Origin of the sequence: Bacteroides gallinarum DSM 18171 = JCM 13658 (assembly GCF_000374365.1) — a bacterium.
Classification (GTDB): Bacteria; Bacteroidota; Bacteroidia; order Bacteroidales; family Bacteroidaceae; genus Bacteroides; species Bacteroides gallinarum.
The window spans coordinates 17512-43199 of the sequence record NZ_KB894130.1; the positions used below are offsets into that span (position 1 = coordinate 17512).

The following is a 25688-nucleotide window of genomic DNA, read 5'->3' on the forward strand; positions in this document are numbered from 1 at the left end:
CGGTTAACTACTTGCTCTTTTGAGCGGTTGTCTCTGCTGTCGGCGCCGGTGTGGTTGTCGGACGATACCCGCCATTTACAAGGTACAGCTCATTGGTGTACTTGTTGTAGTGGATTTCGTAGATACCCGTCCCGGCAAGGTTCTCGACACGTACCGGCTCGTTGCCATAAGCCATAAGCGGACGTGTGTCGCCGTTCGTCCCTATCAGGACAGGAAGTGTTGCGGTCGTTCCTGCCGGTATTTCCTGGCGGAGATTGACGTAGAAGCCCCCGACATAGTTACGCCCGTAAAAGGCGTGGTTCGGAAGCTCCAGGGTCACGTTCTCCGTACCGACTGTCACCTGCACGGTAGGCAGAGTATTGTAGTTCACCCTGCCCAACGTGGGGAACGGAAAGGGAAGTCCTGTAAAAAAGTTAGGCCACATAATTACCTCCTTTCTTACCGGAATTAACCCCAGTAGTTGTTGCAACCGCATCCGTAACCGCCGCGGCCGTATGCAACATCACCGGCATAAGCACCGTATGCGGCTGCCCGGTATGTGTCGAGGTTTACGCCGACAATGTTCGGGTATTGTACCGGAACCGTGTTGGGTAACTTGCATTTGATACCGTCAACGTCGCCCTGCAATGCCTGCAAGCCTGCCGCCAAAGGAGCAATCTGTTGCCCTACCGCATTCAGGATAGTGGCGTTTTGGTTACGCTGTGAGATTTCAGCAGTCAGAGTGGCTTTCTCTGCCGTGAGAGCCGCAATCTTGTCCTGCAATGCCTGGTTCTGCATGGCGTCCAACTTGGCTATGATAGCCTGTGTGTTAGCCGTTGCGCCGTCACGGAGTGACAGGGTGTTTTGGTTAGCTGTGTTAACCAAAGTGTTGGTTTGGTTACACATGGCAAGCTGGTTCTCATAGCCCATTGTCGTGATGGCATTCTGCGTCTTGCAGCAGCAATCTGCCAATTGTGTGAGAACAGCCTGGTTGCCGGACTGGAATGCGTTGATGATTTGCTGTGAGGACATGCCGACCTGGTTGCCGACATTGGCGATAAGCCCCTGGATGTTGCACAATGCGCTTTGCAGTTGCTGGGTAGAGCAGTTCAGGGAAGATGCAAGCTGGTTGATGGCGTTGCCGTTCCCTTGAATGGCGGACATCAGGTATTCACGGCCTACGTCACCGTTCAGTTCGGCAGGCAGACCGCCACCGTTGCCGAAACGGTTGCCGAAGCCGTTACCGCCCCAACAGAACCATAGCAGGATAATCCAGATGAACCACCACGAGCCGCCCCATTGGTCTTGGTTGCCGCGTCCCTGGTTCAATAAAGCAAGAAGTCCGGGGTCTACGCCCTTTCCTCCCATCAGGTTGGGCAACATAGCCATGATGTCGAATTTGCTTCCGCCACCATTGCCGCCGTTACCGTCCTGATTAAAAACGTACGTTCTTTCCATAGAGATTTGTATTTATACTGATTACGGTCAAAATCAACCGCATTACAAAGGTATAGATACCGTACCTGCCATGAAATCAGTTGTTTCCCAACGCTTTCCTAATGTTTTCCCAATATATTCTCAACATTTTCCCGCCTTCCATGCGCTCCTGGAAATTGGAAATCATGTAGTTTATCGCACGCTTGGTCTTGCGGATACGGGGCGCTATCTGTGAAGGGTACATTCCTCTCTCGACAAGCAGACGGACAAGCAGATAGCGGGCGTCCACGGTCTCCGTGTCCTTGTCCGATGAAAGGATGCGTTCAGCCGGGATTTCCGTTTCCTGCGAGACGAGATTGATTGTTTCGGCAAAGATTTCTGACTTACACATAGTTTTTCTGAATTTTATATTTATCTTTGCCCTGCCACATAGAACATGAGATTCAATGAACAAAGCATAAGACAATGCGTTGAAGATATTAAAGCCTCCAACGTGCATTGTCTTATGCTTATCATGTTTTTATGTGGCAATATTAACGTGAAACGTTGGGGGCTTTCTTTATACTCTAAGCCCCCGAAAGAGTGCCAGCTATAAGCCGACTTCTACATCGTTAATTTCTTTCTTGTCTTTATGGCGAGCCAAGCTATCACGAACAAAATACAGGCTATATTTATCGAGAGGCTGGCGCCACCGTAATTAACTTTAAAGCGTTCCCACCAAGACAGTTCCCGTTCTACCGGATAAGGCTTGGGAACTTCAACCCTTCTTAGCCTTTCGATGAAGTACGGTATCTTGACTGTTACCGTTGCATGAGGGTAGATGCCCAATGAGTGGTTTAATATACCATTACTCCATGAAGCGTAGCTATAGGCATACGGATTATGAAGGAATGACGTTGTATCGGCTACAGACACGCTATCCTTGTACGGAACCAATCTCTCTTGGAATGTGGTGTCATGGTAGATTATGCTGTCGATAACTTTTGTCTCAACGGGCATATATACCGTCCTCGTCCTGCAAGAACACACCGCTAAGGCAAGCAATATTACATACAGTAGTCTTTTCATATCTTTTCCCAATTATCCTTTAGCCAAGTGATTTCATCTTTGGTAAAACTGCGGTCGGCGATGATGATTTTGCCGTGACAACCATTAAATCCAGCAGTAGTATTATCTCTTATTTTCCCTATATACAAAACATTTTCATCGCTGGAACTACCGCTCTGAATGTTAGTGCCATTATATGTATTCTTAGTTTGATAAGTAATAACACCATTCTCAAAAGAAACATCATTATACTGCCCGAATGACAATACATGTTCTCTTTCTTGATATAGTTCAAAAATAAATGCTCCATTATTAGGAGTTTTTGCTTTACTGATAAATGCACTATTAGCAGTAAGTTCAAACCACGTCCTATCCGCCATCACCGTGTAATCCGTCAATATCGGGAAACCGTAGCAGACGGCGTACATCTTGCCGTCGTAGCAGAGCTGGTTGGGATAATAAGGTAAAAATTGTACTCTTAAATTCAACTCCTGATTAGTAGTGTAACTTGTCCTAATAACCGTATCCGCATCTGTTACAAAGTCTATATCATAAATGCCATCCTCAGTAATGCTATAATAAGTCTCGTTGGTGGTAGAGTTAACAAAATGAATAGGTCTATCTATGCCTGCAATTTTTATTTGCTGAGTAGAATTAACAATATTCTTATTTATGAAGAATAGATAAGTACCAGCAGCTAACGCTTTAACAAATGTTACTTCTTTTGTTATATTATCATATAGATATTCAAATCTATTCTGTTGGATAATATTCTCTGTTACATCTATGCCATAAACGCCCATTCCGCTGTTCAGCTTCCCCTTACCGCCGTACAGATAGGCGTGGTTACCGTTGCCGCTAAGGTCTTGGAGTATGGAGGTGGGGAGCTGCTTGATAGTGATGTCGCATTCGCCTAAGAAATTACACCATATGCAATATGCACTCTGATTATCCTCCCAATTAACATCATAGACACCGTCTTTTTCAACTATAAGCGCCCTATACGCACTTACATCATTTCCAAATATAACTTGTTGATTATCTTTTATTCCGGTTATATAAACTTTAAAATTCTCCGGTTTGCTATTGGTATATATAAGCGCACTTGTAACAGCAACATTGGTAACTGTTAAGGTATTAGGAGTAAGAGTACCCGTATATTTTTCTTTCTTATTATTCCACGGACGTTTACTAAAGTCCTCTGTATACGTCTCAATAACATCATAGTTAGCCATGCCCTGCTTCTTCGGGTCGTAGACAGCCTTGATTGCCTCCTTCATCCCCGAAGGCCATGCAAGCCCCTTTTTACCGCTATCGGGCACACCAATCCACGGTACACCAATGGAAGGCATGCTGATTACCGGCATGCTGATAGTGGGAATAGTGATGCCTTTCATTACTGCTCCTCCCTAATCATTTTGGCGGACTCTACCTCGGTTTGGCTCTTAATCGTTACGGTTATTCCGCTGGCTATGCCTACAAGACGGAATATTGCATCGGGCGCACCGTTTTCGCCACGAACGTCCGGATATAATACCATAGGCGTCATGTCTTCTATATTTGCATATGCGCTTATTCTTCCGCCCTTATTCTTTATCTGTATGGTTACGGGATTGCCGTCACTTACGAAGCTCGCTTGATATGATAAGCTATTGCCTTCTTTCTTTTCGAATGATAAAACTTCTGCTGCCATGATGTTTACTTTTTAGAGTTTCAATACTTGGTTTCTGTTCCCTCCCCCTCGATAGCTGACGTGTACCCAATCGGGACCAACTGCATCTCCTTTCTCCCAAATCAATTGGTCGAAGGGAAGTTTCAATTCTTGAATGAGGTTGAACAGTTTTCTGTTCTCTGCCGGAGTATTAGGTGTACCGACAATATCGGCAGCCCTTCCGTTCATGTGGTCGCTTGTTTTAGAACCGCCTACAGCCTTATTCAAAGCCGGACAACGGTAGCCGCTTGACACAACGATAGGTTTACCGTAAGCCTTTCTTAAAGGGTCAAGCACATTGTCAACCAACGCTTGTGCATTGGGAAGCAGTTCTTGCGGCAATCTGTTGTCTATAGCTTTCTTATCAGCCGTTTCGCTTTTAACCAGTTCTGCAATTGTAAAGTATCTCATGTTATTCCTCCTTTCTAAAATATTTGTCATAAACCACACGAGCCACCCATCCGGCAACAACACCGACACCGAATGATACGACAGTAGTCAGGTTCACCCAAAACGGTGTGTAGTGCATGTAAAGCATAACTCCCACGATGATAGCGATAACAATCGCTGCGATAATCAGTTTCTTTTTCATTTTGTTACTCCTTATCTTTCATTCAAATTGTGATAAAATTCTAATCTTATATTCGCATAGACCGACTCTACATTCGTGTATGCCCTCCCGTTGTTCGCTCCGTTTTCATTGTAAATCTCCGCTTCAACGGCTTTGGCAACCTGTTCTATCCATTTCCTTTCCGTGTATTCGGAAAGTCTGTTCCCACGATACGAAAAGCAGTCAAGTTTTGAATTCCTGTCCTCGTGTATGTTTGTAAGCAATGTACGTATCTTTCTTGCAGTAGCTTCCTTGTCTGATATATGGTTTTCTTCACGCACTTTCTTGATAATACGGCACACCTTCTCAACGGAAAGGTCGAAGAATACATTGCTTAGCGTTTTTATACGCAGCTGCGTTTCGGGCATGAGACTTTCCGATAGCACGTTCAACCGCTCGTTCTGCGCACGGGTTTCTTCCAATAGCTGCCTCATGGTGTCCTTATAGTCTTGGTTTATCTCTTTCTGTGATGTCATAAGCTGGTTTACCATATTCATAAACCAACGGAAACACGCCACCATCAACAAGGCTGATAACACAAGGAAAAAACCTGCGGTTATAGCCATCATTCCGAAATCACTAATACCCTTTCCTGTTTGAAGGGCTGCATTTACAACTTCTGTGTCCATGTTATCGTTCATTTGTCAATTATTCATATCTTTGTGTCTCTTATCAAATAAGCGAACTACTGTCATTCCGTTTTGCTCGTGAGAGTAGGACGGGATTTTCATATCTTGCCGTAGTATCTGAACCATGCACCCCATTTACGTTCTTTCAAGTAGTTCGGGTTGTCTTGGTTGAGTTTGGCTTCCATCTCAAATGCGCTCGCACGGTAAGCGTTTTTATTGACCTTGCCGTCCCCAATCTTGTTGTCTGTAAACAGGTGGTACACGAAGCTCACAAACCATTCTGTCAAATACAGAATGTAGTAGAATAGCGGGATAAGGAGCAACCACCACGCACTGACATAGAACGCCAGCAATACAGACGGGATAGCCGCTATCTCCATGCACTCGAAGAACTGTTTCTGATGTATCCGTTCATGACGTATGGTCGTTTCGGACAACTCCTTCAGCTTCGTAAGGATGAAGCCGAAGAGCATGATTGTTGTGTAGCCGCCAAAGAGTATCAGTTTGGCGAGCCGGCTGTTTAAAAAGATTAGTTTCATCATATTTTGTCAAATATTATAAAGGCTAGATAAAATCCTATATTCATAGGCGTAGTTATGTCAATAAGATTAGTTCCTATTTTTTTATCATAGCCTGTTGTCTCTCCCATATAAAGTATTGTTAAAATATAAATATCCTCATTGGACTGTAATTTTACATGCGTGTTTACGCTGTATGAATACCACTGGATGTGCTGTTTGGGAATGATAGTAACATCATCATTCCTTGTTAAAGTCAACTCTTTGCTGCTAAGGTTAGCAACTAATACGCTTGTTGTATTGTATGCATTAAAATCCGGTGCAATGGTAATCTCCTTTAGTAAATTTGCTACTCCCCCAGCCATGATTTGACTACTACCCACAAACAGCCCAGCTCCAGCCGAGCCAACTCTAAGATTACTGTTTTCGTTACTCATAATTGTTGTTTTAATCGGTTACACAATATGCTGTATTGGCATCCTTAGAGCCAAGAGCCTCGTATTCAGCGGCGGTTTTCTTGGTGAGGGTGGTGAGGTTGTCACTACGAACAACATCTGTGATTACAATCTTATTCTCACTGCTTGTTTCCGATACATCATAATAGTATATATAGCAAGATTTTAATGTTGAACCGTAACCAAAAGTAAATAGCAATTCAAAATATCCATTTCCCAGTTCTGATAAACAATACTGAATATTTGCATTTATGATATATCCAAAATAATTTCCAGCTTCTTCATCGTAATGTCTTGCGCTAAACCTAAGACCTCTATATCTCCCTTCAGCGTAATCCTCAGCAAATGATATAAAATTGCCAAATAATTCGTTAACCAATCCTTGTACGGTTTCTCCTGTTATAACGGTGTTATTAATCCATTTATTGAGAATAGTACCGTCTACGTTTCTAACAAGAATTTTATCATCCACATACTTCTTCGTCGCCGGATGATAAGGCTTCGTAGGCGTATATTCGGTCTCATTGTTTTTAGTGAGCACATCTGACTTTTCTGGAACTTCCACCCAATCTTTATTTTTACGACCGTAGACGTTACCGTTAGAGGGGGCTTCGTAAATATGATTTAAAACCTGAGACGATTGGGTAGCAACTCCATCCGTGACTGTTACAACTAATTGGAAAGTCGTTTCTGTAATAATTGCCATCATAAAATTAGCATTATTAGCATCCGTATAGGTAGCCATCGCCATTATCGGAATATATACAAGTTTCATCCCTGATTCTTCGGGGATGTTTGCCACAACACATACAGTATCTTTATTGACGATGCTCTGACATATATCCATGAAAGCGTCTTTCCCACCAAAGGCATTAAATATATCATCGGATGTTGCTTGATCGCTTAGGCTCATCGCAGCAGAAGGAATAACTACCACATTCCCCGAACCGCCACCCGCTATCTTCCCTTGATTAACCCAGTCGCCGTTTACCCATGCGTAGTAATCGTAAGGAGCTTCAGTACCTACGGCCATGAACCCGTCAACTGCCGAGCCGTCGGGAATGGCTTGTTTCAACAGCTCCAATGTGTCGTATTGCCCGACCGGTTTAAACGGAGCGCCCGGATTACCTCTCGGAATGGCGAAATTCAGCTTGTATTTCGGGTTGCCGCCTTCGTCCGTCCCGTCACTCGATACCGTGGCTGTGGCGGACGCCCCGGCTTCAAGCGTGGTGACCGTACCCATTGAGAACTGCGGCGTCTTGCCCGTGAAACCGATAGCACCGGACATATCGACAAGGAACTCGTAATTCCCGTCCGCCTTGACATACAGTTTTGCATTGTCCGGGTCTTCCACATCACCCGTGTTCACCAATACGAAATCACCCTCCGCAATGTCCGGGTTGCCCTTGTCGGCTTCCAGCTCGGCTACGGAAGCATATACTTTCTTGATAGAGAAAGCGTCGCCCTTGGTGTAGATGTCCGTCTTGTCATACGCTTTGGCGGTCTTGTTCCATTTGTAGACATAGTGGTCTTCGCCGATATACGTAGGATGCTCGGCTGTATCATTGGCGTTTGCCGCGGCGGTGTCGGCAAGGGTAGCCTTGCTGTTCGCATTCGATGCAGCGGTGTTGGCATTCTCCGTAGCCTGGTTTGCGGACGATGCGGAAGCGTTGGCGGCATCGGTGGCTGTCTTGGCGTTTTGGATAGCCTCGTTGGTGTTGAAGGCGGCTTCGTTGGCGGATTGGGTGGCGGTTTCGGCGGCGCTCTTAATCCCGTCAAATTCAGTCACTCGGGCTTTCTCGGCATTGACGCGTCCGGTTTCGGCGGTTATACGCTCATTCTCCTTGCTCTGCCTCTCCGTTTCTTGAGTCTGCCTACTTTGCTCGGATGCCATACGCTGGCTTTCCGCACTTTTGCGGCTTTCCTCGTTCTCTTCAACGGTGGCTTCCAGCTCACGTACATCGGTAGTTGCCTGTTTCGCGTCGTTGGTGGCTTTCACCACGTCCTCATAGGCTGCCTGAATATATTCCAACCCGACCTTGACGCTGGTCTTTACCCCATCCACCACCTTGTAGCCAATGGTGTACAACCCTTTCAGACTGTCGGCAAGAGTTAGTTCACTGATTTTCTTCTTTTTGATTGGCATAATATTGTACAAGTAAAAAAGCCCTTGAGCCAACGTATGGATACATTAGCTCAAAGGTTTGCATATTCTATGTTACTATTTTTAAATCCATTACGCGAGTGCCATTCATTTTTACTCCGTTTCTACAAAATTACCTTAGACGAAAAAGAATAATGAATTTTTGACCTGCGGATAACAAACAATAGGGAAAAGGTTTGTTATTTCCTTATCCACAGAAATGATGTATCCAGTAAGAACCGTCAAAGACATAAAAGCATGAAATCTGATTAATAGAATGGGCGCTCGAAGTTCCTCTATTATTTGCATTCATCAAATTCCCCTTCACGCTGATATTCCGGTTTAGCTGGTTTTTCAGATATATAATCTTTCCCTTTGTAGCAGAACTGGGTAAAAAGAGTACAGGGTCAAAGCTAACATCCGGGCCACCATAAATTATAATATCATCAGTTTCCTGGGCAGTATAGCTTGTTGGAGCTGACACCGAACTATATCCTTTATTGGTTACATTTAGCGCAAGCCCATAGGTGTTCAATCTTGTCGCATTCACAGCCTCGCCACTTCTGGCATTTAATTCTACGTCTCCCGTTGCTTTTATAGCATAAGTTCCATTACCGGCTTGTGCTATTACATTTATACCGATAGAACCATTACCATAAGCTGAAACACTAAGAGCGGTTGCCCCGTCTCCTCGAATTGAACACATTGCATCTGCTGAACCATTATTTACCCTAAAAAATTTTCCTCCCGATTTTTCTATTAGGATATTGGCTTGAGGATTATCAGAAATGTTGGATAATCCTCTACTTGTCACCTCAAACGCTCCGATTTTCCCACTTTCAGCATTAATATTTCCTGTTAAATCAACGTCCGTACCTATCAATTTACCGTTATGCAAAACTCTGAAAGGAGCACTCCAACGACCGTCTTTATTAGAACCAGCCCAAATGCGGACATCTGTATCAGAGTTGCCCTCCCCACTCATGCCGGCATTGACAGTCGTTTCATTACCGATACCTACAACACCTATCAAGCCATCTAAAAACCTTATATATCCGCCAATCTCACTGTTCAACAAGTCAAAATAAGTCTTACCGTCAGAAGAAACTATCTTATCCGTGGTTATTCGTCCCGGAAGTATCTCCGTAAAGCCGTACAACGTGGCAAAGCTCCTTTCTCCTCCATTCTCACTGTTCAGGATGCCGACAAGCAGGTGATAATAGCCGTCTATCTGCTCCAATGCAATAGCCGTCTCGCTCAAAAGGAACGTACCCGACTGGCTATCCTTGCTACACTTGGCATACAGATAGAATTTCTTCTCCGGTTCAACAAGTGAGGGGGAGCTGTATTCCGCCATATCCCAATACTTGTAATCACTTGCGGAATGATTGTTCTTGATTTCAGTTATGCCCAATGTCATGTGCTGGATGATGCCTGCCGGGGCGTTCAGCACCTTCGTGCTCTGATTGTAGGTTATCTCATACTTAACCGCAACCGGACTTGTCTTGGAACTGACGAACCGGTATTGCAGGCTTTCGTCACCCACGAGCATCTGCATGGTGGCGACCGTTATCGGGTTGATTGCACCGGAGAAGTTCAGCAGGCTGTCGGCAAGCATATCCATTGTCTCTTTCGCATCACGGTAATAACGCTTGGTGAACTGTTGCGCTTTCTTATAGTTCTCCTCAACCTGCACCTCGTTCGTTCCTATCTTGTTCAGCTCGTTGCTGATAGATGTGCCTACCGGAGTGTTTGACAGTTCTATTTCGGGACTGTACGGGTTGTTTACATATCTCTTGATACCTGTTATGCGGATTAACGAGCCTTCCGGGTGGAACTGGGTATCGGTGAACTTTACGAAGCCGCCCAACACGATTTTACCGCCTACCGTGAGCCAACGCTTCTTCGCCCAGATGCCGTCCAGCGTGCCGGTGAAGGTGAACATCTTGTCCTCATGTTCGTAGAGGTACTTGACCGCTTCCCGGAACACATCCCATGATGCGCCCGTCCTCGTTGCATTGTCGCAGATATAAGCCTCGGGCAACTGGATATTGAACACGGCATACGTGTCGCCAACCTTCGGCATCCACACACCGCCGTCCGGCATGGTAATGCCGTCTATCTCCTGCGGGACAAGCTCGAACTTACGCCCAACATGAGTATATTCAACCTCGAACTCCTTGCCGGAAAGCATGCCCGACTGGAAAATAACGGTCATCTTCTCGCCTTCGATAAGACAATCCTCAAAGTTTAGGTTACCCGGAATGTCGTTATCGTAGAAGTCGTAGAAATGTTTCTCCGCATCGACCGTATCAACCTTACTGACCGTCCCAACCCTTGACGGGTAAATCTCGGTGCAATCCAGGCTGTCCTCTTTGGCAGTGGTTAACTCACGGTCGGCACGCATGACACCCGTACCGTATTCGTCTGTCTTATAACTACGGGCAAGGGAGGCATCAAAACCTTCCTCTCCCTCGAAGTGTGTACCGTCATAGCGGACGGTCTGCGACTTGGGCATCAGCAGTTCTTTCGCACCGTACTTGGAGTAGTCGATATTTCTATCAGTCGTTTCCACAAGGATGATTTCGGGCGGTATATCACCGCTTTCCCGACCGACACCCGTCTTGAAGCCGTGACCCTTACCGTAGGATAGGAGTAGGGGATTATCCTTGTTGTACTCGACCTTCCTTAGATGTACAGTCTTTGTATGCACCCCCTCTATGATTGTCTCCGTAATCTGGTACTCGGTTTCATAGGCGTCCGCAAGCTGGTTCAGACCATCCAAACAATAGGTATGGTTATAGTTAATCAACTTCTCCGTACCCTCGATACATTCACCGATTACCCACCCCGAAGAACGGCGGTTCAGATTATCGACAATCAGTTTGAGGTGCTCTTTAGGCTTGGCGGTATAGGGAAACTTGATACGGTTGTCCGCCGTATTACGTACCTGCCATAACTCCGTATCCGCTTTGGAGGTTTCAAGAATAAGCGTGTATTCGTAGTTACGCTCCGCATTCTTCTTGAAATTGCTGTCCTTCTTGAGAGAATAACGCTTGCCGTAGAACTCACACCATGAGCCTACGGGAATATTAAGATAACCCGGATGGGAGAAATACAGCGTAAGCGCATCTTCACCCATTACAGCCTCGTAGGAATAACTGTTGTCATTCGTAAGGAGGTCTATTGTTTCACTTCCGTTATACAAGGTAATCATATCTAATCTCCTAAATCAATAAAGAATTCATCATCTTCGGTAACTATAAACTCGCCCGCTTCCGAAGCAAGCAGGTACTCTGCATTTTCCAGGCGGAAGCAAGTGAACACAAGTGTAAGCGTAAATTCCCACCATACGCCGCCAAAAGGATTAAAATTCTCCGTCTTGCAACTCTTGTAGTAACAAGGGTAGCTTTCAGACCATTCATCGACATAGAAGGTTCGTTCAGCATCCTCATATTCGTACCCTTCATCATCAGTCTTAGCGGACAGCTTGGTGAGGTCATGCAGCAGGGCGTCACGGTTACGCCAGAAGGTTTCAAAATCAGGTGCACGCATCAGGCATTTAAGGCTCACATCCTTTGTCTGGAATTTCACGTATTCACCGTCGTAGACCGCACCGTCCCGGTACTTGAAGTTCTGCAAGAGGTTTTTCTTTACCGTCGGGGTTTTAAGAATTTCCGCATTGGTTCCCTGGAGGATAAGTACACCATAAGCAGACAAGTCCACATCGTCCAGCTCGTAACCTTTTGGCAGCGGGATTGCATTCACCGGTTCCTGGTAGACGTAATCGGTCAGCCAGGGAAAGTCGTTGGCGAAGGTGAACTTCGAACGTTCGGTACTGCTGTACATCTCGAAACTGTTCTGTGAGGAAAGACGCAGCCGGAATGTACGGCCAAGATGCGGGAAGTTAAACTCGTGATAACCCATATCCGAGAGCATGGCAACAAAGTTTGCAAAATGCCATTCTTCGAAAAAACCGAATTCGAGGGTAATATCTTTTGCATCGAGAAATACGGACGAAAGTTCGAACTCCTTGCCGTCATATTCCGCCCAATCATTACTGTCCGGGGTCTTGGAGGGCGGGAATGTAACCAGCTCGCCGTAATTGCCTTGTACGGTAGACACACCGTATTCAGTGTATACATCCTTACCGTCTATATATAATTGGTCTTTCATCGCTTAAGTGCTATTCCTTTAGTGTTCAATGTATCAATACCGCTTTTCATGGCATACATGTATTCCTTGATTTCCACAAGGTTAGAAGTATAATTATCTATGTTTGCCAAGTGGTTAAGAGCATCCCTGCTTTGACTTTCGATAGCCTTAGCCGTTTTGTCTATATTCGTAGTTGATGAAAGATTGGCGAAAGAGTAACTTAATAAGCTCTCAATTCCATTAGCCATACGGGAAACGTTCTCATTAAGAGTATATGTATGGCTTTGAATAACAGCCAATCGTCCGTTATTTTCGTCTACGGAGTCTTGAGAAGCGGTTGCAATACCTTTTTGCGAGGCTTCACGGGTGGAATCTTCCGACTGTGCCAAATCAATTCCGGCATCCTTAAAATATCCATTAACCGTACTTAGTATGTTTTCAAGTGCCGGAAGATTTCTTTCATAATCATCAATCAATGAACCAGTACGATTTGCCACCTGTTTCATTAATTCTTCTTCACTTAACTTTCCGCTTGCATATTTTTCGTAAAGCTTTGCGATATCATCATCAAAATCTCCAATAACTTTGTCAAGGACAATAGTACGCATCATGTCAGACACAATATCCCTGAATGTGTCAGAAGCATAATCCTTAAAACTATCTAAGGCATCTTTTCCATTATCCAGCCAATCCCACAGGCTATCCACGACATTGTCTACCAATGGCTCATACAAGGAGCTTACATACTCATGCAATTGTTCTATGTATTCGTCGTATTGCTCACGAAGCTCTATCAAGGCTTCAAGGGTTTCTTTAGTCTGACCGACAAGCTTATCGCCATAATTGTCAATAAGAGATTGCGCCAGTTCTTTATTAATTAATCCTTCATCATCAAATAATTCACCTAAGCCCTGATTCCTTGCCCACGTAGCAAGGTCTTCCGTTTTTTGAGAATGCCCACCGATACCAGTACCAAGAAATCCACTGCTTTTTTTTCTTGTTTCGATACGAAGATTATTAATAGCAGCAGTCATACCTTCGTCATAATCGCCCTGTCCCCATATATTTTTCCAGTCATCCCACCATGACAAAGGAGATAAATTACCCATTACCCAATTGAACGCCCCTGTAAGCCAGCCTCCCCCACTCTGATTCTGGTAAACAGCTTGTGATTCCATTGCCTTGTCTACATAAGCCTCATATACTTCATCATGTACCTTTTTGTAGTCGCGGAGGTTTCGCAAGTTGTCGGTAGAGAACCATCCAGCCTCCGCCTGCTGTGCTTCAAGCGCGGCAATGCGATATTGATTGACCGCATCGGTAAGCGCATTTATTTCTTTGGCTTTTTCTGCATACGCTTCGTATTGTTTGAAAGCCTTATTACTCCCAAGCTCACTAATTTCTTGGAGTAATTGAATCGCCGATGATATTATAGTAAGTATTACAGAGGCTTTTTCTATTGTAGATATTGATTTGGATGCAGCCTCAGAAACACCTTTTATTGCAGATGATGAATTATCGACCAACGTCATAATTCCATCCACCATTTGCAATGTAGAAGATGCGATTTCCCCTGCCGTCGAAAGAATTTCTCCTGCAACTCCACCGACAGCATCTCCCAAGTCTTCAAACCCGTGTTCTACTTTCTGTAATGTTTTATACAGGTCTTGCCATTCTTTAATACTTCTCTTATTCGGAGATGCTGTATTCTCATTATTAGATTTACCTATCTGCTCGTTTAATGTATTAATCTTTGCACGAAGTTCTGCCAGTTCTGGACTGTTTGGAGAAAGAAACTCCATCCGTTCCAGTTCTTTTTCTGCATCGGTAAGTAACCGTTGGAGCTCTCTCAAACTCATATCTGCAATACTATCAGCCCACGACTGGAACGAGTCTTCACGCATGGCAAACTCTTTGTCTATGGATTTCAGTGTTTCATCACGTTGATATGCCAACTCATCCTTTTGCGCACCAGTAGCACCGGCCTTTTCCAGCTTCTCTAAATCCCTTTGATATTGTTTTTCCGCATTCAAACGCTTAGTTGCATAATCCTGATATTTAGAGAGAATTTCATTATAATATGCGGCTATTTCATTAGCTTGTTTCTGAATAACAGCTTTATTTATAATACCAAATATAGATGTATCAACTGACACGGAAGAAGCATCAAATATCCGTTTTTTGTAGTTTTTATCTTTTGACGCTTTGGCATTTTCCTCTGCCTCAAATATTTGCCTTTGAACATCTACAATCTTACTGATGTAATCCTGCTTCTGTTTTTCTATGGTTTGTAGTTCTTTTTTATTATTTAATCTGCGTTGCGCTTGTTCCTTTTCAAAGCCATCCTGCATTGCATCAATACGGGCTTGCTCTTCTTGATTTCCCAAATCTATCTCAAGACGAACACGTTCACGGCTACTTTTATTGCGTAAATCCGCAATATGTTGCAGTTGCTCTGTGTAAGTATTAATATCTTTCATCCCTAAGCCGTTACCATTACCAGAGACAAAAGCAGTGACATCAATAGACTCAATCAACGCATTATTAGCATCCTTCAATGCCTCTACTGCTTTTTTATTTTCTTGTAAGGCCTTCATTCTCTTATTGTACTCAGCCGCCTCAGAAGTCAATGCCTGTGTTACTATAGTAGTGCCTATGGGAGTATAACCCGATGTAGCTGTACCGTTTAAAGTTTTTTCCCTATTTCGATTTGTCCAATTGGTATCTGCATTTATCGCTTTTTGTAATTGATAAATTTTATTATAGTTTTCTTCTATAATTTTCATTGCTGCCCTTGCTTGTGCAGCTTTCAATATATTATCGGTTAGATTTCTATACGCAGAAGCAGCATCTCCAGCAAGAATAGCTTCATTTGACAAATTGTTAAAGTAAGAAGGATACTTCTTTTGTAATTCGTCCGCGGCAGCATTTCTTTCCTTTAATGATTTTGCATGATTTTGCGTAGCTTGATACAAAGCATCCAATTCTACACGCTCTCTTGCTGAATCTTTAGCCCCTTCAGACATAATCTTGCTAAGATTCTGCTGATAAGTCGCCATTTCCGACAAGGCATCCTTAGCTTTAAATAATCCAGCAATCCAATCCACAACTTTGCCCCCATACAATGTCAACAATGTAATGCCTACCGTCAAAGCACTCTGCCAACTAAATATAGAAGATACAACTTGTTTCCATACCGGGACAGCCTTCTGCCCACTATTTTTTAAGGCTTCATATTGTATTTTGGCTCTTTTAATTTCATCTGCAAGTATAGGCAGGTTATTTGAAATAGCGAGGAAAAAAGTATTCCAACTAACTGCCAACGAAGGAAGTTCGCGCCCTACTTGTTGAATAGACATATTTAACCCATTCCAACCACTTGCATAATTTCCAACATTTCTTGCATGTACCCCAATAGTCGAATCCAACGATTTTATCTTTGCATCCGCCTGATTAATGGATGCCAATAATTCTCTCCCAAAAGGAGAATTACGTTCTTCTTCCGTCAACTGCCGGTATGTAGTACGCATCCTACCAAGGGACTGCGAAAGGGCGTCCATGGAAGTCGCAGCCGCATTATCCAACTTAGCATTATTGTTTAAAGCCTGCCTAACCTCTGCCAATGCCGCTTTATGGGTAAGCAATGAATTATTAAGTTGTTCTAAACGTTTTTGTTGATTAACAGAAAGAGCCTGATTATTTGATTGATGTTTTGTAAGCTGTTTTATTTCTGCGTTTATCAATCGAATGGCGTTTTGCTCCTCAAGCATACGTTTTATATTCTGTTCTCGCGTACCTATTATGGAATTTATCTCATTCGCCAAATCGTCATACGCTTTAGCCTGTGCCTGTACACTTGCCGTTTCCGTGTTATTGGCAGTCGTATTTACAGTATTGCTATTTGAAGGGCTTACCCCCATATTCTTAGAGACCTGCTCCTGTGCTTTGACAATCTTTTCCGCGGCATCATTAATCCTTTTTGTAGAAATCAGAATCTTACCTTCTGCTTCACTAACTTTGGTTACCAAAGCATCATATTGCTCGGATAATGATTTTAAACGCGCCTCAAGACCTTTAGCAATATCAATATCTACTTTAACATTGATACCCTTTAAAGCTTTCTTTATATTCTCAATCTCCTCCCTTAATAGGTGCAGTTTTTTTATATCACTATCTACGCTTGCAAATATCCCTGCCATAATTACTTAAATATTTTTTTATTAATCATCCTTTCTGCATAAAGAATTGCGGAATCCATAACATCAAAGCCCTTTGATTGTACAAAACTTGCATACTCCATGCCGTCAGCCAGGTAAAGCCCGTCATCTTCCTTTTCGTGATACTGCAAATAATAGGTGGTCTTCTGTACGGCTTCCATGTTTGTCCCTTTCCCATAGACCTCCAGTGCTACAATCTTTCCGTCACGCACGACACAGAACCCAGGAGCTTTACGCAGTCGCCATGTGTGGTTTTTATAAACTTTTGGATATTTGGGTGAGCCACTTGCATTATATGCTACCCGTATAGCATCCCGTCCTATCTCAATCAATTTATTGAAATAAGTATTTTCTATTTGTTCTTCAAGTTCATTTAATCCCGAAATATCACCCTTGAACTCCATAGCCTACATTTTCTCGTAAAGGTATCACCATACCTGCCTTTTGCCTAAGAAATCAAGGACGCAAAACAAACAATAGAGAGAAGGTTTGTTATTTATAGAAAAACAGTCCCTAAACGTATAGAAACTGCTTGTTATGAGGTATCATTATAATAAAAAATAAAGCCCCGAATCTTTCGACCGGGGCTTTATTCATTTTTCCATTTCCACGAACTCTTTTAATCTGTACAGCCTATCAATTGCCGGATTATAAAAAGCATCTGGATAGTGCTGCTTAATATCGTTGATATTCGCCCGAACATACAGAGACGTATCATAGATGTGTTCGGACTCCGACAGGGTAGCTTCCTTGGGTAATTGTGCGGTTTCTGCCCAGTGCATGATTGCCTTAACGCTTTCTTCGTCGTATGCGTACTTACTTTCTTGTGCCATATAAGATTATTTTTCGGCAAAGATAGCTATTTCCCCTTAATCACTCATCAAACTTTCGATTGTTGAACATTTCCTTATCCGACACCTCCTGCATAACCTCACCAAATACAGTATGTAATTTATCTTTTTGCATTATTACCAAATTACGGTAAGGGATACGGTATAAGACATCATCATAAGACAGATGCAGATTTTCCATGAACGTTGCAATCTGTCCGAGAAAGCAAGCATTCCCTGCTACTTCTGTTTTGCTGTCAGACTTCGCACGTTCTTCGACAAAGCTGACAGCTTGCAAAAATTTTCAGCAGAAATCATAGAGAAAGCTGTTTCCAAACCTTGAACAACCTCATCAAATGTTCCGTAAGACAATTCCTTGAACAATTTATCATCTCCTTGAATAAACCAAGATAAGGCATGCGCAGCAGCTTCTATATTTTTCAATGATACAAGTATATCGTGAACGGTTTTACACTCCGGAAGGTCAGAAAGATAATACCCAGCACCGGCTATCTTGTAGATTGTCGGTGAAGATATAACATAACTCTTATTATTGATGATAATTGTTTCAAAATCAGCTCCTATAATAGAGCCATTTACAATTTTTGAAGCATTCATACGCAATTAATTAAATAAATAGGGGTGTATAAAATGATTACACCCCCTTATCCTGAAAACTATTCCTGGCTAAATAGTAGGCTTACTCTTGGAAGAAATGCCAGAAGCATCCGCAGACATTTTAAGCGCAGCATCGACCTTTTCGCCATCAAATAAATAATCGCTTTTAACGCCCTCACTCGGATTCTCCATAGCGACAGCAGTAACACCCAAGCCTATATTTTTTTCGGCCATTGTTCCCTTGGCAATAACCGCTGCATTTGTAAAGACTACATAATTGCCTGTTTTTGTCTGTCCTACAATGCCCTTATTCACAATTCCCGGAGTGTCTGATGCCGACCAACCCGCATCCGTATCAACCTTATCACCACCTTGCAAATCAATCTTGTCATCAAATGTATATTCTCCCATTGTGAACGCAATAGTTTTTGCCCCCTTCTGGGTTACATCACGGTAATAGATATTACCCGAAAGCTCATTGATATAATCGGTGTAGGTAGGGTCGTCCTCTGTGTACTGCCAAGTATCCTGATGTGAGTTTTTCACTTCTGTGGCCGTACCAAGCCATGTCTTCAATGAGGTTTTAGTTACAGCTTCTGTGAACACATCGCCGTACCATATTTTTTTAATTCCAATAAATGGTTTCATAATCTTCTCAATTTACGTTTAACACTTCAAATAATAATTTCACATTAACAAAATGACAATTCAACTCTACATCTTCCTCGACCCCATGACTTTCAACAGAATACTGATACCATGAATCTTTATAATGCCCAACTGCATCATTCAACGTTTCAACAGCTAATTCTTCAAGTTCGCCAAGCCTTTTCAAATTTGCATTCTGCTTATAATCTGGGACGCAGAAATTAACTTCAATAAACCCTCTGTTCCAATAGGTGTCCGGTGTCTGACGTTTGGCGAGAACTACAATCCGCTCCGTATCTACTTTCTTTTTAGGGAAAGACCAGTCACGATATAGCGGAAGGCCAAAGACTTTACAATCATTGTAAACGATAGTGCCGGCATCTGATGATGTAATCATATCCAAATCTCCGAATAATTAAAGTAATTACATGTTTTGGGATTTCTTGCTATACCCTCAGCTTTTATCACTTCATCGTTCATACAACGGATACGCATGCCGTCTTTAATGCCTCCACCCTCATAAACTATATGGCAATGCGACATATACATTTCTCCATTATCTGACTTTAATTCCTGAGTACCGTCATCGTCACACCGGCAAGCACCTATGGTTTTCCACATATTCTCCTCCGGTTTTACAATAATCTGTCCGTCAGAATCATACTCAGGTTCTTGTTCTACTAAGACTTGCAATATGTGAGGAGAAAAGTACATTACCATATATCAGATACATCTTTAACCACACTCAGACCAACAATTGAAGCAGTTTCCTCATTCAAGTCAATGCCATATTTTTTCAGCAGAAGTTTAATATGAGACTTAATTGAATCAGCACTCCACGATGCAGAAAATCCATTCTCGTTTACCGACGTGGGATGGAGAATGTTTTTCTCAATAAAGCTATCAATCAATACTCCGATAGACCTTTTATCATCAGTAGAAGCTTCCTTATCTGCGCTAAACCCAAAGTCTAATGCAAAGTCAGAAGCCCCTACATCGGACATTTCGCCGATGTAGGAAAATCTCTGCTTTATGTAGTCTGCAATTGTCATTATTGCTCTACTGTCAATGAATAGATACCATTAATTTCCGTAATGATAGGTAGTGACAACGACTGCGCCTTCGTGAACTCAACCCCATTGGAATTGTCTGTTTCACCTTTGCCCCACTGAGAAATCCTAATTCTTCCATAATTGGAATAGGTCACACCGGGTTCTTGTCTTAGTTCATTGTCAGCATAAGCATTTTTGATAACCCCTAACTTGCCAGCCGGAACAAACACTAAATTCTTGTCATTCCAAGGAGAATAATCAGTCAGTTTTCCATTGTTTTGAATTCGGGTCGTTCGCCTAATAATTTCGAACACCGGAAAACCATTTTGGCGCATAAATTCATTCATGTTCGACAACAATAGCGGGGTAGATGATTTATCCGTACCAAAAACGACCTGCTTCATCTTCTTATTTCTAAGAATATACGACAAACGTTTCGGCGAGAGAAGAATTTTCTCAAGTGTTACCTTATCCTGAGAAGCATCCAGTACCATTTGAATGTCCTCAAAACAGTCTACATTGTTTTGATTCCCATCAGTCCAATCCAATGTTACCGATGCTATATTTTCTGCGGGCATTTTGTGGTCTATATTACCACGAACACCACCTTCCGGGTTATTCTTCCCATCAAAGGTGAAAATACCTTTATTGGATAAAGCCCCTAAGAAGATAATATCAAGTTTGGCCTGCACAGACCCTACAACCTTACTTACATTACCCCACATCAGATTGATAAGCTGTTGTGTTTTCTGATTATCAGTAAGCATACGGGAATCGAGTATTTGGAGCACTTTCCGATATTCCTCAATCGGCATAGAATAACTCATCTGATGAGTCAGCACCTTTTGCTTCAATGTTTCCAAACCATCCGTCCCCATAATAGGCTCTTTACCCTTAGAGTCTAAAGTGGCGGCAGCCACGCTTAAATTGTACTGCCCAATCAGCTCTTCAAAGTTTAGCCCAATCGTAGGCGTGTCCCAATCCAAATATTTCTCATAAATGTTTTGGTCGAACAATCTTTTACGCAACTCCGATGCCGCGTCTATACGAACTTGTACCTGTTTCGTAAGTTCGCCAAAAATAGAACTATAAAATAATCCTGCCATAACTTACCTCCTTATTGTCTAATATACTTGATAGACGGGTTATTTTTCATACTATATCCTACCAACCAATCCCCTGGAATAGGATAAGCCACATCTTTCAAGATTAATACCTCATATCCTGCGGATACAGTTTGGAAGGACATATTTTTAGTGAAAACAAAATCTGTCTCAACAACAGCGTCCGGCAAATCCTCACCAATACCAAGAATAGCCCCAGCGACAGCCGTATCAGCAGCAGCGGCTAAGGTCAACACATCATAATCCGCGTTACTTGAATCAATAGAATTTATGCTTTGCCCACCTACCGTTTCGGATTTTACAGCAAAACTTCCTTTCTTAATGCGGGGGTTAGTTGTAGTCCCTCCACTAATAACCTCAACCGCTTTACAGATTTTACATTCCATTTTTGCAAAATCAAGCTTAAGAGGGGTTCCTTTCTTGACAATAGTCCCCTCCGGTAAATCAGTAGTTAGCTTGAAGTCTCCAGGGAGAACACCACACTCTCCTCTCCAAAAAACCGGAAAGTTTCCCTCAATTTGTACTTTTCCAAATACTACACCCATAATTTTAAAATTTAATTAGCGTCCGGCAAATTTTCTGCCCATTGTTTTGCCAGTTCGATGCCCTGATTCTCAGGCGTAGACAAGGAGAATGCCGAACCTTTATCCTCCAAGCCTTTTGCGACCTCATTTTGTCTAACCTTGGAAAGATAGTTTTCAATCGCCGCCTCATCCATATCATCAGAGATTGCAAATCCTTCATCTATTCTTTCCTTTGAGATTTTGAGTTCTTTTGCTTTTGAAAGAATCAGATTGTTTCTTATTGTACGAGCCTGTTCTGCTTTTGCAGATTGGTTTTCAGTTATGAGACTTTGAATTTTCTCCTCTTGCTCCTGCTTGTACCTTATAAACCACTCTGGTTCTTCATTTGCTGGTTGCTGTTGACCGCCCCCACCGCCTTTTGCTTTCAATTCTTCCAGTTCTTTTCTGTAGGCAGCGCTTTCCGTGCGCAGCCTATCAAAATTGCTCTGGTAAGATTTCAGCATACCTTCTTGTCCCTTAACAACAGTTACAAGATTATCATCAGTTATCAATCCCGTAGCATCAAGCGAGGATGCTACTGATTGAAGAACTTCATCAGACAGACCCAGTTTCGAAAAATCCTGTTTAAGCTGATTAAATATTTTCTCTTTCATACTTAGTTTTTTAAATCCAGCATAAAAGTATTGATTAGCAAATGATAGGGGAAATTTATAGAGAGTCTAAAACGAACAATTGGCAAAAGGTTTGTTTTTTACCTGCAAAAGGGAGTTTATTTCTCCCTTTTTTCTTGTTCAAGTCCTTTCTCCTGAGACATTATTCGTTCAATTTCTTCCTGGGGAGTATCAGTAAGAGCAAGCATTCTAACAGCCTGTTCAAGCGATATAATTCCATCTTGATAGGCTTTCCCAATTGCCGCCCATTTTTCCTGTACATCTTCATTGAATGGTTCTGCAAATTCGTGTTCTATACGTAGTTTTGCTAATTTTTCCCTAAGTTGAATATGGGTGACATTCATCATAATGGCGAGAATGAGATTTTTTTCTCTGTCAACCAATATGTCATATATTTCCTTTAAATTATCCCTCTTGATAAATCCCAATATCATAGCACGTTTCAACGCTTCTCCTGATAAAGTACCCAACCCTTTCATGTTCTCAAAAGAAAAATCGGGAGTAAACGAATCAAAGAGAATCGAAGAATTCAAATCCTGCTTTTCGCTTTCTTTCATGGAAGAATATTCAGGCGGAGCCATATAATCAATCTGGCTTGTTTCTTTATTTGTCAACTGAATAACCTGACCTACTGTATCAGGGTCGGCCAAAGAACTAATAACATCTGTAGTAGCCTTTATTTTAGGGTCAGCAAAATAGTTGTTGGTATCAGCGGCCTTAGAATCAACCATTTCTTCCCGGTTACACCTTCTTTCAGTACCTGCCCATGCTTTATCTTGGGAATAATAAATCACATTGATTTTTCCTGTAGGATTTTCAACAGGGGTTACATCCCAACCAATATTAGCTCGTTTACAGCGAAATATAAAGTTTGGAGTTTGTAAATCAAAGTGTTCTATCGTCCTATCCCCTTCTTTTAAGAAATATCCATAGCCAAAAGCCACCATATTTTCATATTGGTCGAACAACGGCCTCAAGGTATAACCTTTTGATTTGGATATAACAAGCACCTTTACAGCCGGCTTTCCGCCATCATTATAGATATGATACAATTTGGCGCTTTCTGTTTCCGCTCCTGCCAGCCTCTTAGCCTGACGCATTGTTGTATTAAACCTGGTGTCTTTCAAAAATTGTATATATGCTTCAAAGGCCTCATCTTTATTTTCTATACCAGAACCCGATTTCCATTTGATTGGATTTCCCAGAAGGAAAAACAATTCCACTTCATTAATATATCTCTGTCTACTCCGGGGAAGTTTCTCAACTTTATAAGGTTCCTTGTTTTTTCTCGGTTTATCAGGACGATTCATTACATCATGGGTTACCGGATTATATTCCTTGATAGCCTCAGCCACATATGAATCATGATTTTGCATCATAGATTGTATCCGGCTAATATCTCTATCCTGAATAAGTTGCATCAAGTCACGTTCAACGCCCAAGGCGTTCAAAGCCTTATTGCGAAGGGTGTTAAATATTGCTTCTATGAAATTCATACCATCATTTTTTAATATAGTCCTAAATCTTCTTTATCATACTGCTTGGGAACCAGAACTTTCCCCATTATCTTGCCAATCGTCCAGTAACGGGCAGCGTCAATCAAATGGTTATAGGCATCAATAGGTGCATTTATGAATTTACCGTCCTTATTTTGTTCATATACATAATTTTTCAGTTCCTTAATGAGATTAACAGAACGTTTAGTCACGCAAAGCTTATATTCCATCATCTTAAATAGACCTCCCATAACTGAACCTTTATATTTGTCTGCTGGATAAATCACAATACCGGCATTGGATATTTCCTGAATAAGCCTTGGGTCTGCACTATCTGCATATACAAATAACCCTAACGGTTTTAACACACGTATTATCTCGCTTGTCAACATATGGGTTTGATAGCACAATTCGTCAAGATACATACAATTGTCTACTATACCGCATCTTACCACTGCCGTAGGGTCGGAACTGTATCCAAAATCCAACCCAGCCGCAACATGTTTGGCATAAGTAGGAAATTCATCTACAATTTCAAAGTCTGGGAACACAAGCCCCTCCGCCATAGCTTGCAATCCCAAACCGTACACAGTCCATAATACCTTGTTCTTATATTGGAGAGATTCTATCTCATCTATAATAGTTTGCTCCAAAAAAGGATTGTCTTTATAAGTAGAGATGAAATGAAAAGTCCGTGAATCTTTATTCAATTCACATAACCAATGTTCATCGGAGAAAGAAGGATTATAATCTATAACTGAAAAGCCAGTGGTACGCATCACCAATTGTTGCCATTCGAGAAAGGAGATTTCATTGCCTTCGTTACAATACAAGATATTACGTTTTCTTCCCCGTATCTTCTGTTCATCATCAGTTGAGAAGAATTCACAAAAAGAACCATTAGGAAACGTGTATACCATATCAGATTTGTTCATACAACGATTATCCCACATCTGGAATTTATCCTGCATTATCTCCTTAAAGTCGCGGAATACTGACCCCTTTAGCGAGGGCAACGTTTTACGTACAATGGAAAGAGAGGTCTTAGGATGTTGGAGTATATATATTAAAAGATATATCAGTATATTATAGGTTTTGGAACTTCTTGAACTTCCTTGTGCAGAAACTACTTTATATCCTGCCCTTATCGCGCTATCAACTGTTGCATATATCTTAGTTGTCTGTATCAGCATCAACAATATCCTCCCTTCTATCTATTATCTGAATTGTTATAGAATCATGTTTGCTTTTCTCTGCAATATCTTTCTGTTCATATGTATCCCAACCCAACAATTTCGACAACTTCTCTATTGCATCAATCTTGTTATATAGTTTTAGTTCATAGCCCTTATCTGTACTTTTCACAGAAAGGATGGCTCTTTGAACACTAATAGGCAAAGTAGCTACATCCCTTACCACTATGGTAGTAAACATCTCATTAGACTTGATTTCAAGAGCATCAACAATATTCGCCCTCGCAATATCTGCCAGAATGCCTACTGCTTCATCTTTTGTAATATCTGACCGGCGTTGCATTTCAGAGCGCAATTCACTTATCCTTAGGGCTACCTTAGGGTTATTAGCCAACCTGGATGATTCTACCCAAATCGTATTATCAGATTTACCCTTACATGAATAAGCACGACGATAAGCGTCAGAAGCATTTCCACTTTCAACGTAATAATTGCAAAATTTTTCTTGCTTGATTGAGAGGTTCATCCTATAATTCCTATATTCATTTGCTTCAAAGATAAATCATAGTATAAGGAATCAAGGAATAATCAAGTTACCGATAACAAACAATTAAGGAAAGGTTCGTTATTT

28 protein-coding genes are annotated in these 25688 nt (G+C 42.1%); all 28 read right to left on the minus strand.

The genetic code is table 11. The annotated features are described in order from the left end of the window. Positions 1-7 precede the first annotated feature (7 nt). Positions 8-424 (minus strand): hypothetical protein, encoded by a 417-nt coding sequence (locus C233_RS0110450; protein WP_018667542.1) that lies wholly within the window; start codon positions 422-424, stop codon positions 8-10. Between the two features lie 23 nt (positions 425-447). Continuing rightward, a complete protein-coding gene (locus C233_RS0110455) occupies positions 448-1437 on the minus strand; it encodes a hypothetical protein (RefSeq protein ID WP_018667543.1) in 990 nt (329 codons plus the stop codon). Between the two features lie 76 nt (positions 1438-1513). Then, a complete protein-coding gene (locus C233_RS0110460; protein WP_018667544.1) occupies positions 1514-1807 on the minus strand; it encodes a hypothetical protein in 294 nt (97 codons plus the stop codon). A gap of 212 nt (positions 1808-2019) precedes the next feature. Further along, complete coding sequence (locus C233_RS0110465; RefSeq protein ID WP_018667545.1) at positions 2020-2484, minus strand: hypothetical protein; 465 nt, start codon at positions 2482-2484, stop codon at positions 2020-2022. Then, positions 2481-3860, minus strand: a complete 1380-nt coding sequence (locus tag C233_RS0110470; protein WP_018667546.1) for a hypothetical protein — start codon at positions 3858-3860, stop codon at positions 2481-2483. The genes C233_RS0110465 and C233_RS0110470 overlap by 4 nt, the downstream gene beginning before the upstream one ends. Next, the gene (locus C233_RS0110475; protein WP_018667547.1) at positions 3860-4156 is read right to left on the minus strand and encodes a hypothetical protein; all 297 of its coding nucleotides are present in this window, start codon (positions 4154-4156) and stop codon (positions 3860-3862) included. Before C233_RS0110475 ends, C233_RS0110470 begins: the two co-directional genes overlap by 1 nt. Before the next feature lie 12 nt (positions 4157-4168). Continuing rightward, complete coding sequence (locus C233_RS0110480) at positions 4169-4585, minus strand: D-Ala-D-Ala carboxypeptidase family metallohydrolase (protein ID WP_018667548.1); 417 nt, start codon at positions 4583-4585, stop codon at positions 4169-4171. Position 4586: 1 nt separating this feature from the next. Continuing rightward, complete coding sequence (locus C233_RS0110485) at positions 4587-4766, minus strand: hypothetical protein (RefSeq protein ID WP_018667549.1); 180 nt, start codon at positions 4764-4766, stop codon at positions 4587-4589. An 11-nt stretch (positions 4767-4777) separates the two neighbouring features. Then, positions 4778-5413, minus strand: a complete 636-nt coding sequence (locus C233_RS0110490) for a hypothetical protein (RefSeq protein ID WP_026314828.1) — start codon at positions 5411-5413, stop codon at positions 4778-4780. 98 nt (positions 5414-5511) lie between these two features. Beyond that, positions 5512-5955, minus strand: coding sequence for a hypothetical protein (locus C233_RS0110495; protein WP_018667551.1), 444 nt, complete (start codon positions 5953-5955; stop codon positions 5512-5514). Continuing rightward, positions 5952-6368 carry a hypothetical protein gene (locus tag C233_RS0110500; RefSeq protein WP_018667552.1) on the minus strand — a complete coding sequence of 139 codons (417 nt, stop codon included), beginning with the start codon at positions 6366-6368 and terminating at the stop codon, positions 5952-5954. Before C233_RS0110500 ends, C233_RS0110495 begins: the two co-directional genes overlap by 4 nt. A gap of 10 nt (positions 6369-6378) precedes the next feature. Next, complete coding sequence (locus C233_RS23245; RefSeq protein WP_018667553.1) at positions 6379-8532, minus strand: phage upper tail fiber protein; 2154 nt, start codon at positions 8530-8532, stop codon at positions 6379-6381. A gap of 205 nt (positions 8533-8737) precedes the next feature. After that, a complete protein-coding gene (locus C233_RS22620; protein ID WP_018667554.1) occupies positions 8738-11746 on the minus strand; it encodes a hypothetical protein in 3009 nt (1002 codons plus the stop codon). Between the two features lie 2 nt (positions 11747-11748). Then, a complete protein-coding gene (locus C233_RS0110515; protein WP_018667555.1) occupies positions 11749-12705 on the minus strand; it encodes a hypothetical protein in 957 nt (318 codons plus the stop codon). Next, entirely contained in the window at positions 12702-16883 is a 4182-nt protein-coding gene (locus C233_RS0110520) for a coiled-coil domain-containing protein (RefSeq protein ID WP_018667556.1), read from the minus strand. The genes C233_RS0110515 and C233_RS0110520 overlap by 4 nt, the downstream gene beginning before the upstream one ends. Before the next feature lie 2 nt (positions 16884-16885). Beyond that, complete coding sequence (locus C233_RS0110525; protein ID WP_018667557.1) at positions 16886-17305, minus strand: hypothetical protein; 420 nt, start codon at positions 17303-17305, stop codon at positions 16886-16888. A 189-nt stretch (positions 17306-17494) separates the two neighbouring features. Continuing rightward, positions 17495-17734: a DUF6965 family protein gene (locus C233_RS0110530; RefSeq protein ID WP_018667558.1), complete on the minus strand. Its 240-nt coding sequence runs from the start codon at positions 17732-17734 to the stop codon at positions 17495-17497. Positions 17735-17971: 237 nt separating this feature from the next. Then, positions 17972-18349 (minus strand): hypothetical protein, encoded by a 378-nt coding sequence (locus tag C233_RS0110540; RefSeq protein ID WP_018667560.1) that lies wholly within the window; start codon positions 18347-18349, stop codon positions 17972-17974. 69 nt (positions 18350-18418) lie between these two features. Beyond that, positions 18419-18997 (minus strand): hypothetical protein, encoded by a 579-nt coding sequence (locus C233_RS0110545; protein ID WP_018667561.1) that lies wholly within the window; start codon positions 18995-18997, stop codon positions 18419-18421. A gap of 7 nt (positions 18998-19004) precedes the next feature. Further along, positions 19005-19394 carry a hypothetical protein gene (locus C233_RS0110550; RefSeq protein WP_018667562.1) on the minus strand — a complete coding sequence of 130 codons (390 nt, stop codon included), beginning with the start codon at positions 19392-19394 and terminating at the stop codon, positions 19005-19007. Then, positions 19391-19717 carry a hypothetical protein gene (locus tag C233_RS0110555; RefSeq protein WP_018667563.1) on the minus strand — a complete coding sequence of 109 codons (327 nt, stop codon included), beginning with the start codon at positions 19715-19717 and terminating at the stop codon, positions 19391-19393. The genes C233_RS0110550 and C233_RS0110555 overlap by 4 nt, the downstream gene beginning before the upstream one ends. Then, positions 19711-20049: a DUF6706 family protein gene (locus C233_RS0110560; protein ID WP_018667564.1), complete on the minus strand. Its 339-nt coding sequence runs from the start codon at positions 20047-20049 to the stop codon at positions 19711-19713. The genes C233_RS0110555 and C233_RS0110560 overlap by 7 nt, the downstream gene beginning before the upstream one ends. After that, entirely contained in the window at positions 20049-21155 is a 1107-nt protein-coding gene (locus C233_RS0110565) for a major capsid protein (protein ID WP_018667565.1), read from the minus strand. Before C233_RS0110565 ends, C233_RS0110560 begins: the two co-directional genes overlap by 1 nt. Positions 21156-21166: 11 nt before the next feature. Beyond that, positions 21167-21718, minus strand: a complete 552-nt coding sequence (locus tag C233_RS0110570; protein ID WP_018667566.1) for a hypothetical protein — start codon at positions 21716-21718, stop codon at positions 21167-21169. An 11-nt stretch (positions 21719-21729) separates the two neighbouring features. After that, entirely contained in the window at positions 21730-22350 is a 621-nt protein-coding gene (locus C233_RS0110575) for a hypothetical protein (RefSeq protein ID WP_018667567.1), read from the minus strand. 116 nt (positions 22351-22466) lie between these two features. After that, positions 22467-23864, minus strand: a complete 1398-nt coding sequence (locus tag C233_RS0110580) for a phage portal protein (RefSeq protein WP_018667568.1) — start codon at positions 23862-23864, stop codon at positions 22467-22469. 11 nt (positions 23865-23875) lie between these two features. Beyond that, on the minus strand, positions 23876-25057 hold the full coding sequence (locus tag C233_RS0110585) for a PBSX family phage terminase large subunit (RefSeq protein WP_018667569.1): 1182 nt from the start codon (positions 25055-25057) through the stop codon (positions 23876-23878). Continuing rightward, a complete protein-coding gene (locus C233_RS0110590; RefSeq protein ID WP_018667570.1) occupies positions 25038-25583 on the minus strand; it encodes a terminase small subunit in 546 nt (181 codons plus the stop codon). The genes C233_RS0110585 and C233_RS0110590 overlap by 20 nt, the downstream gene beginning before the upstream one ends. Between the last annotated feature and the right edge of the window lie 105 nt (positions 25584-25688).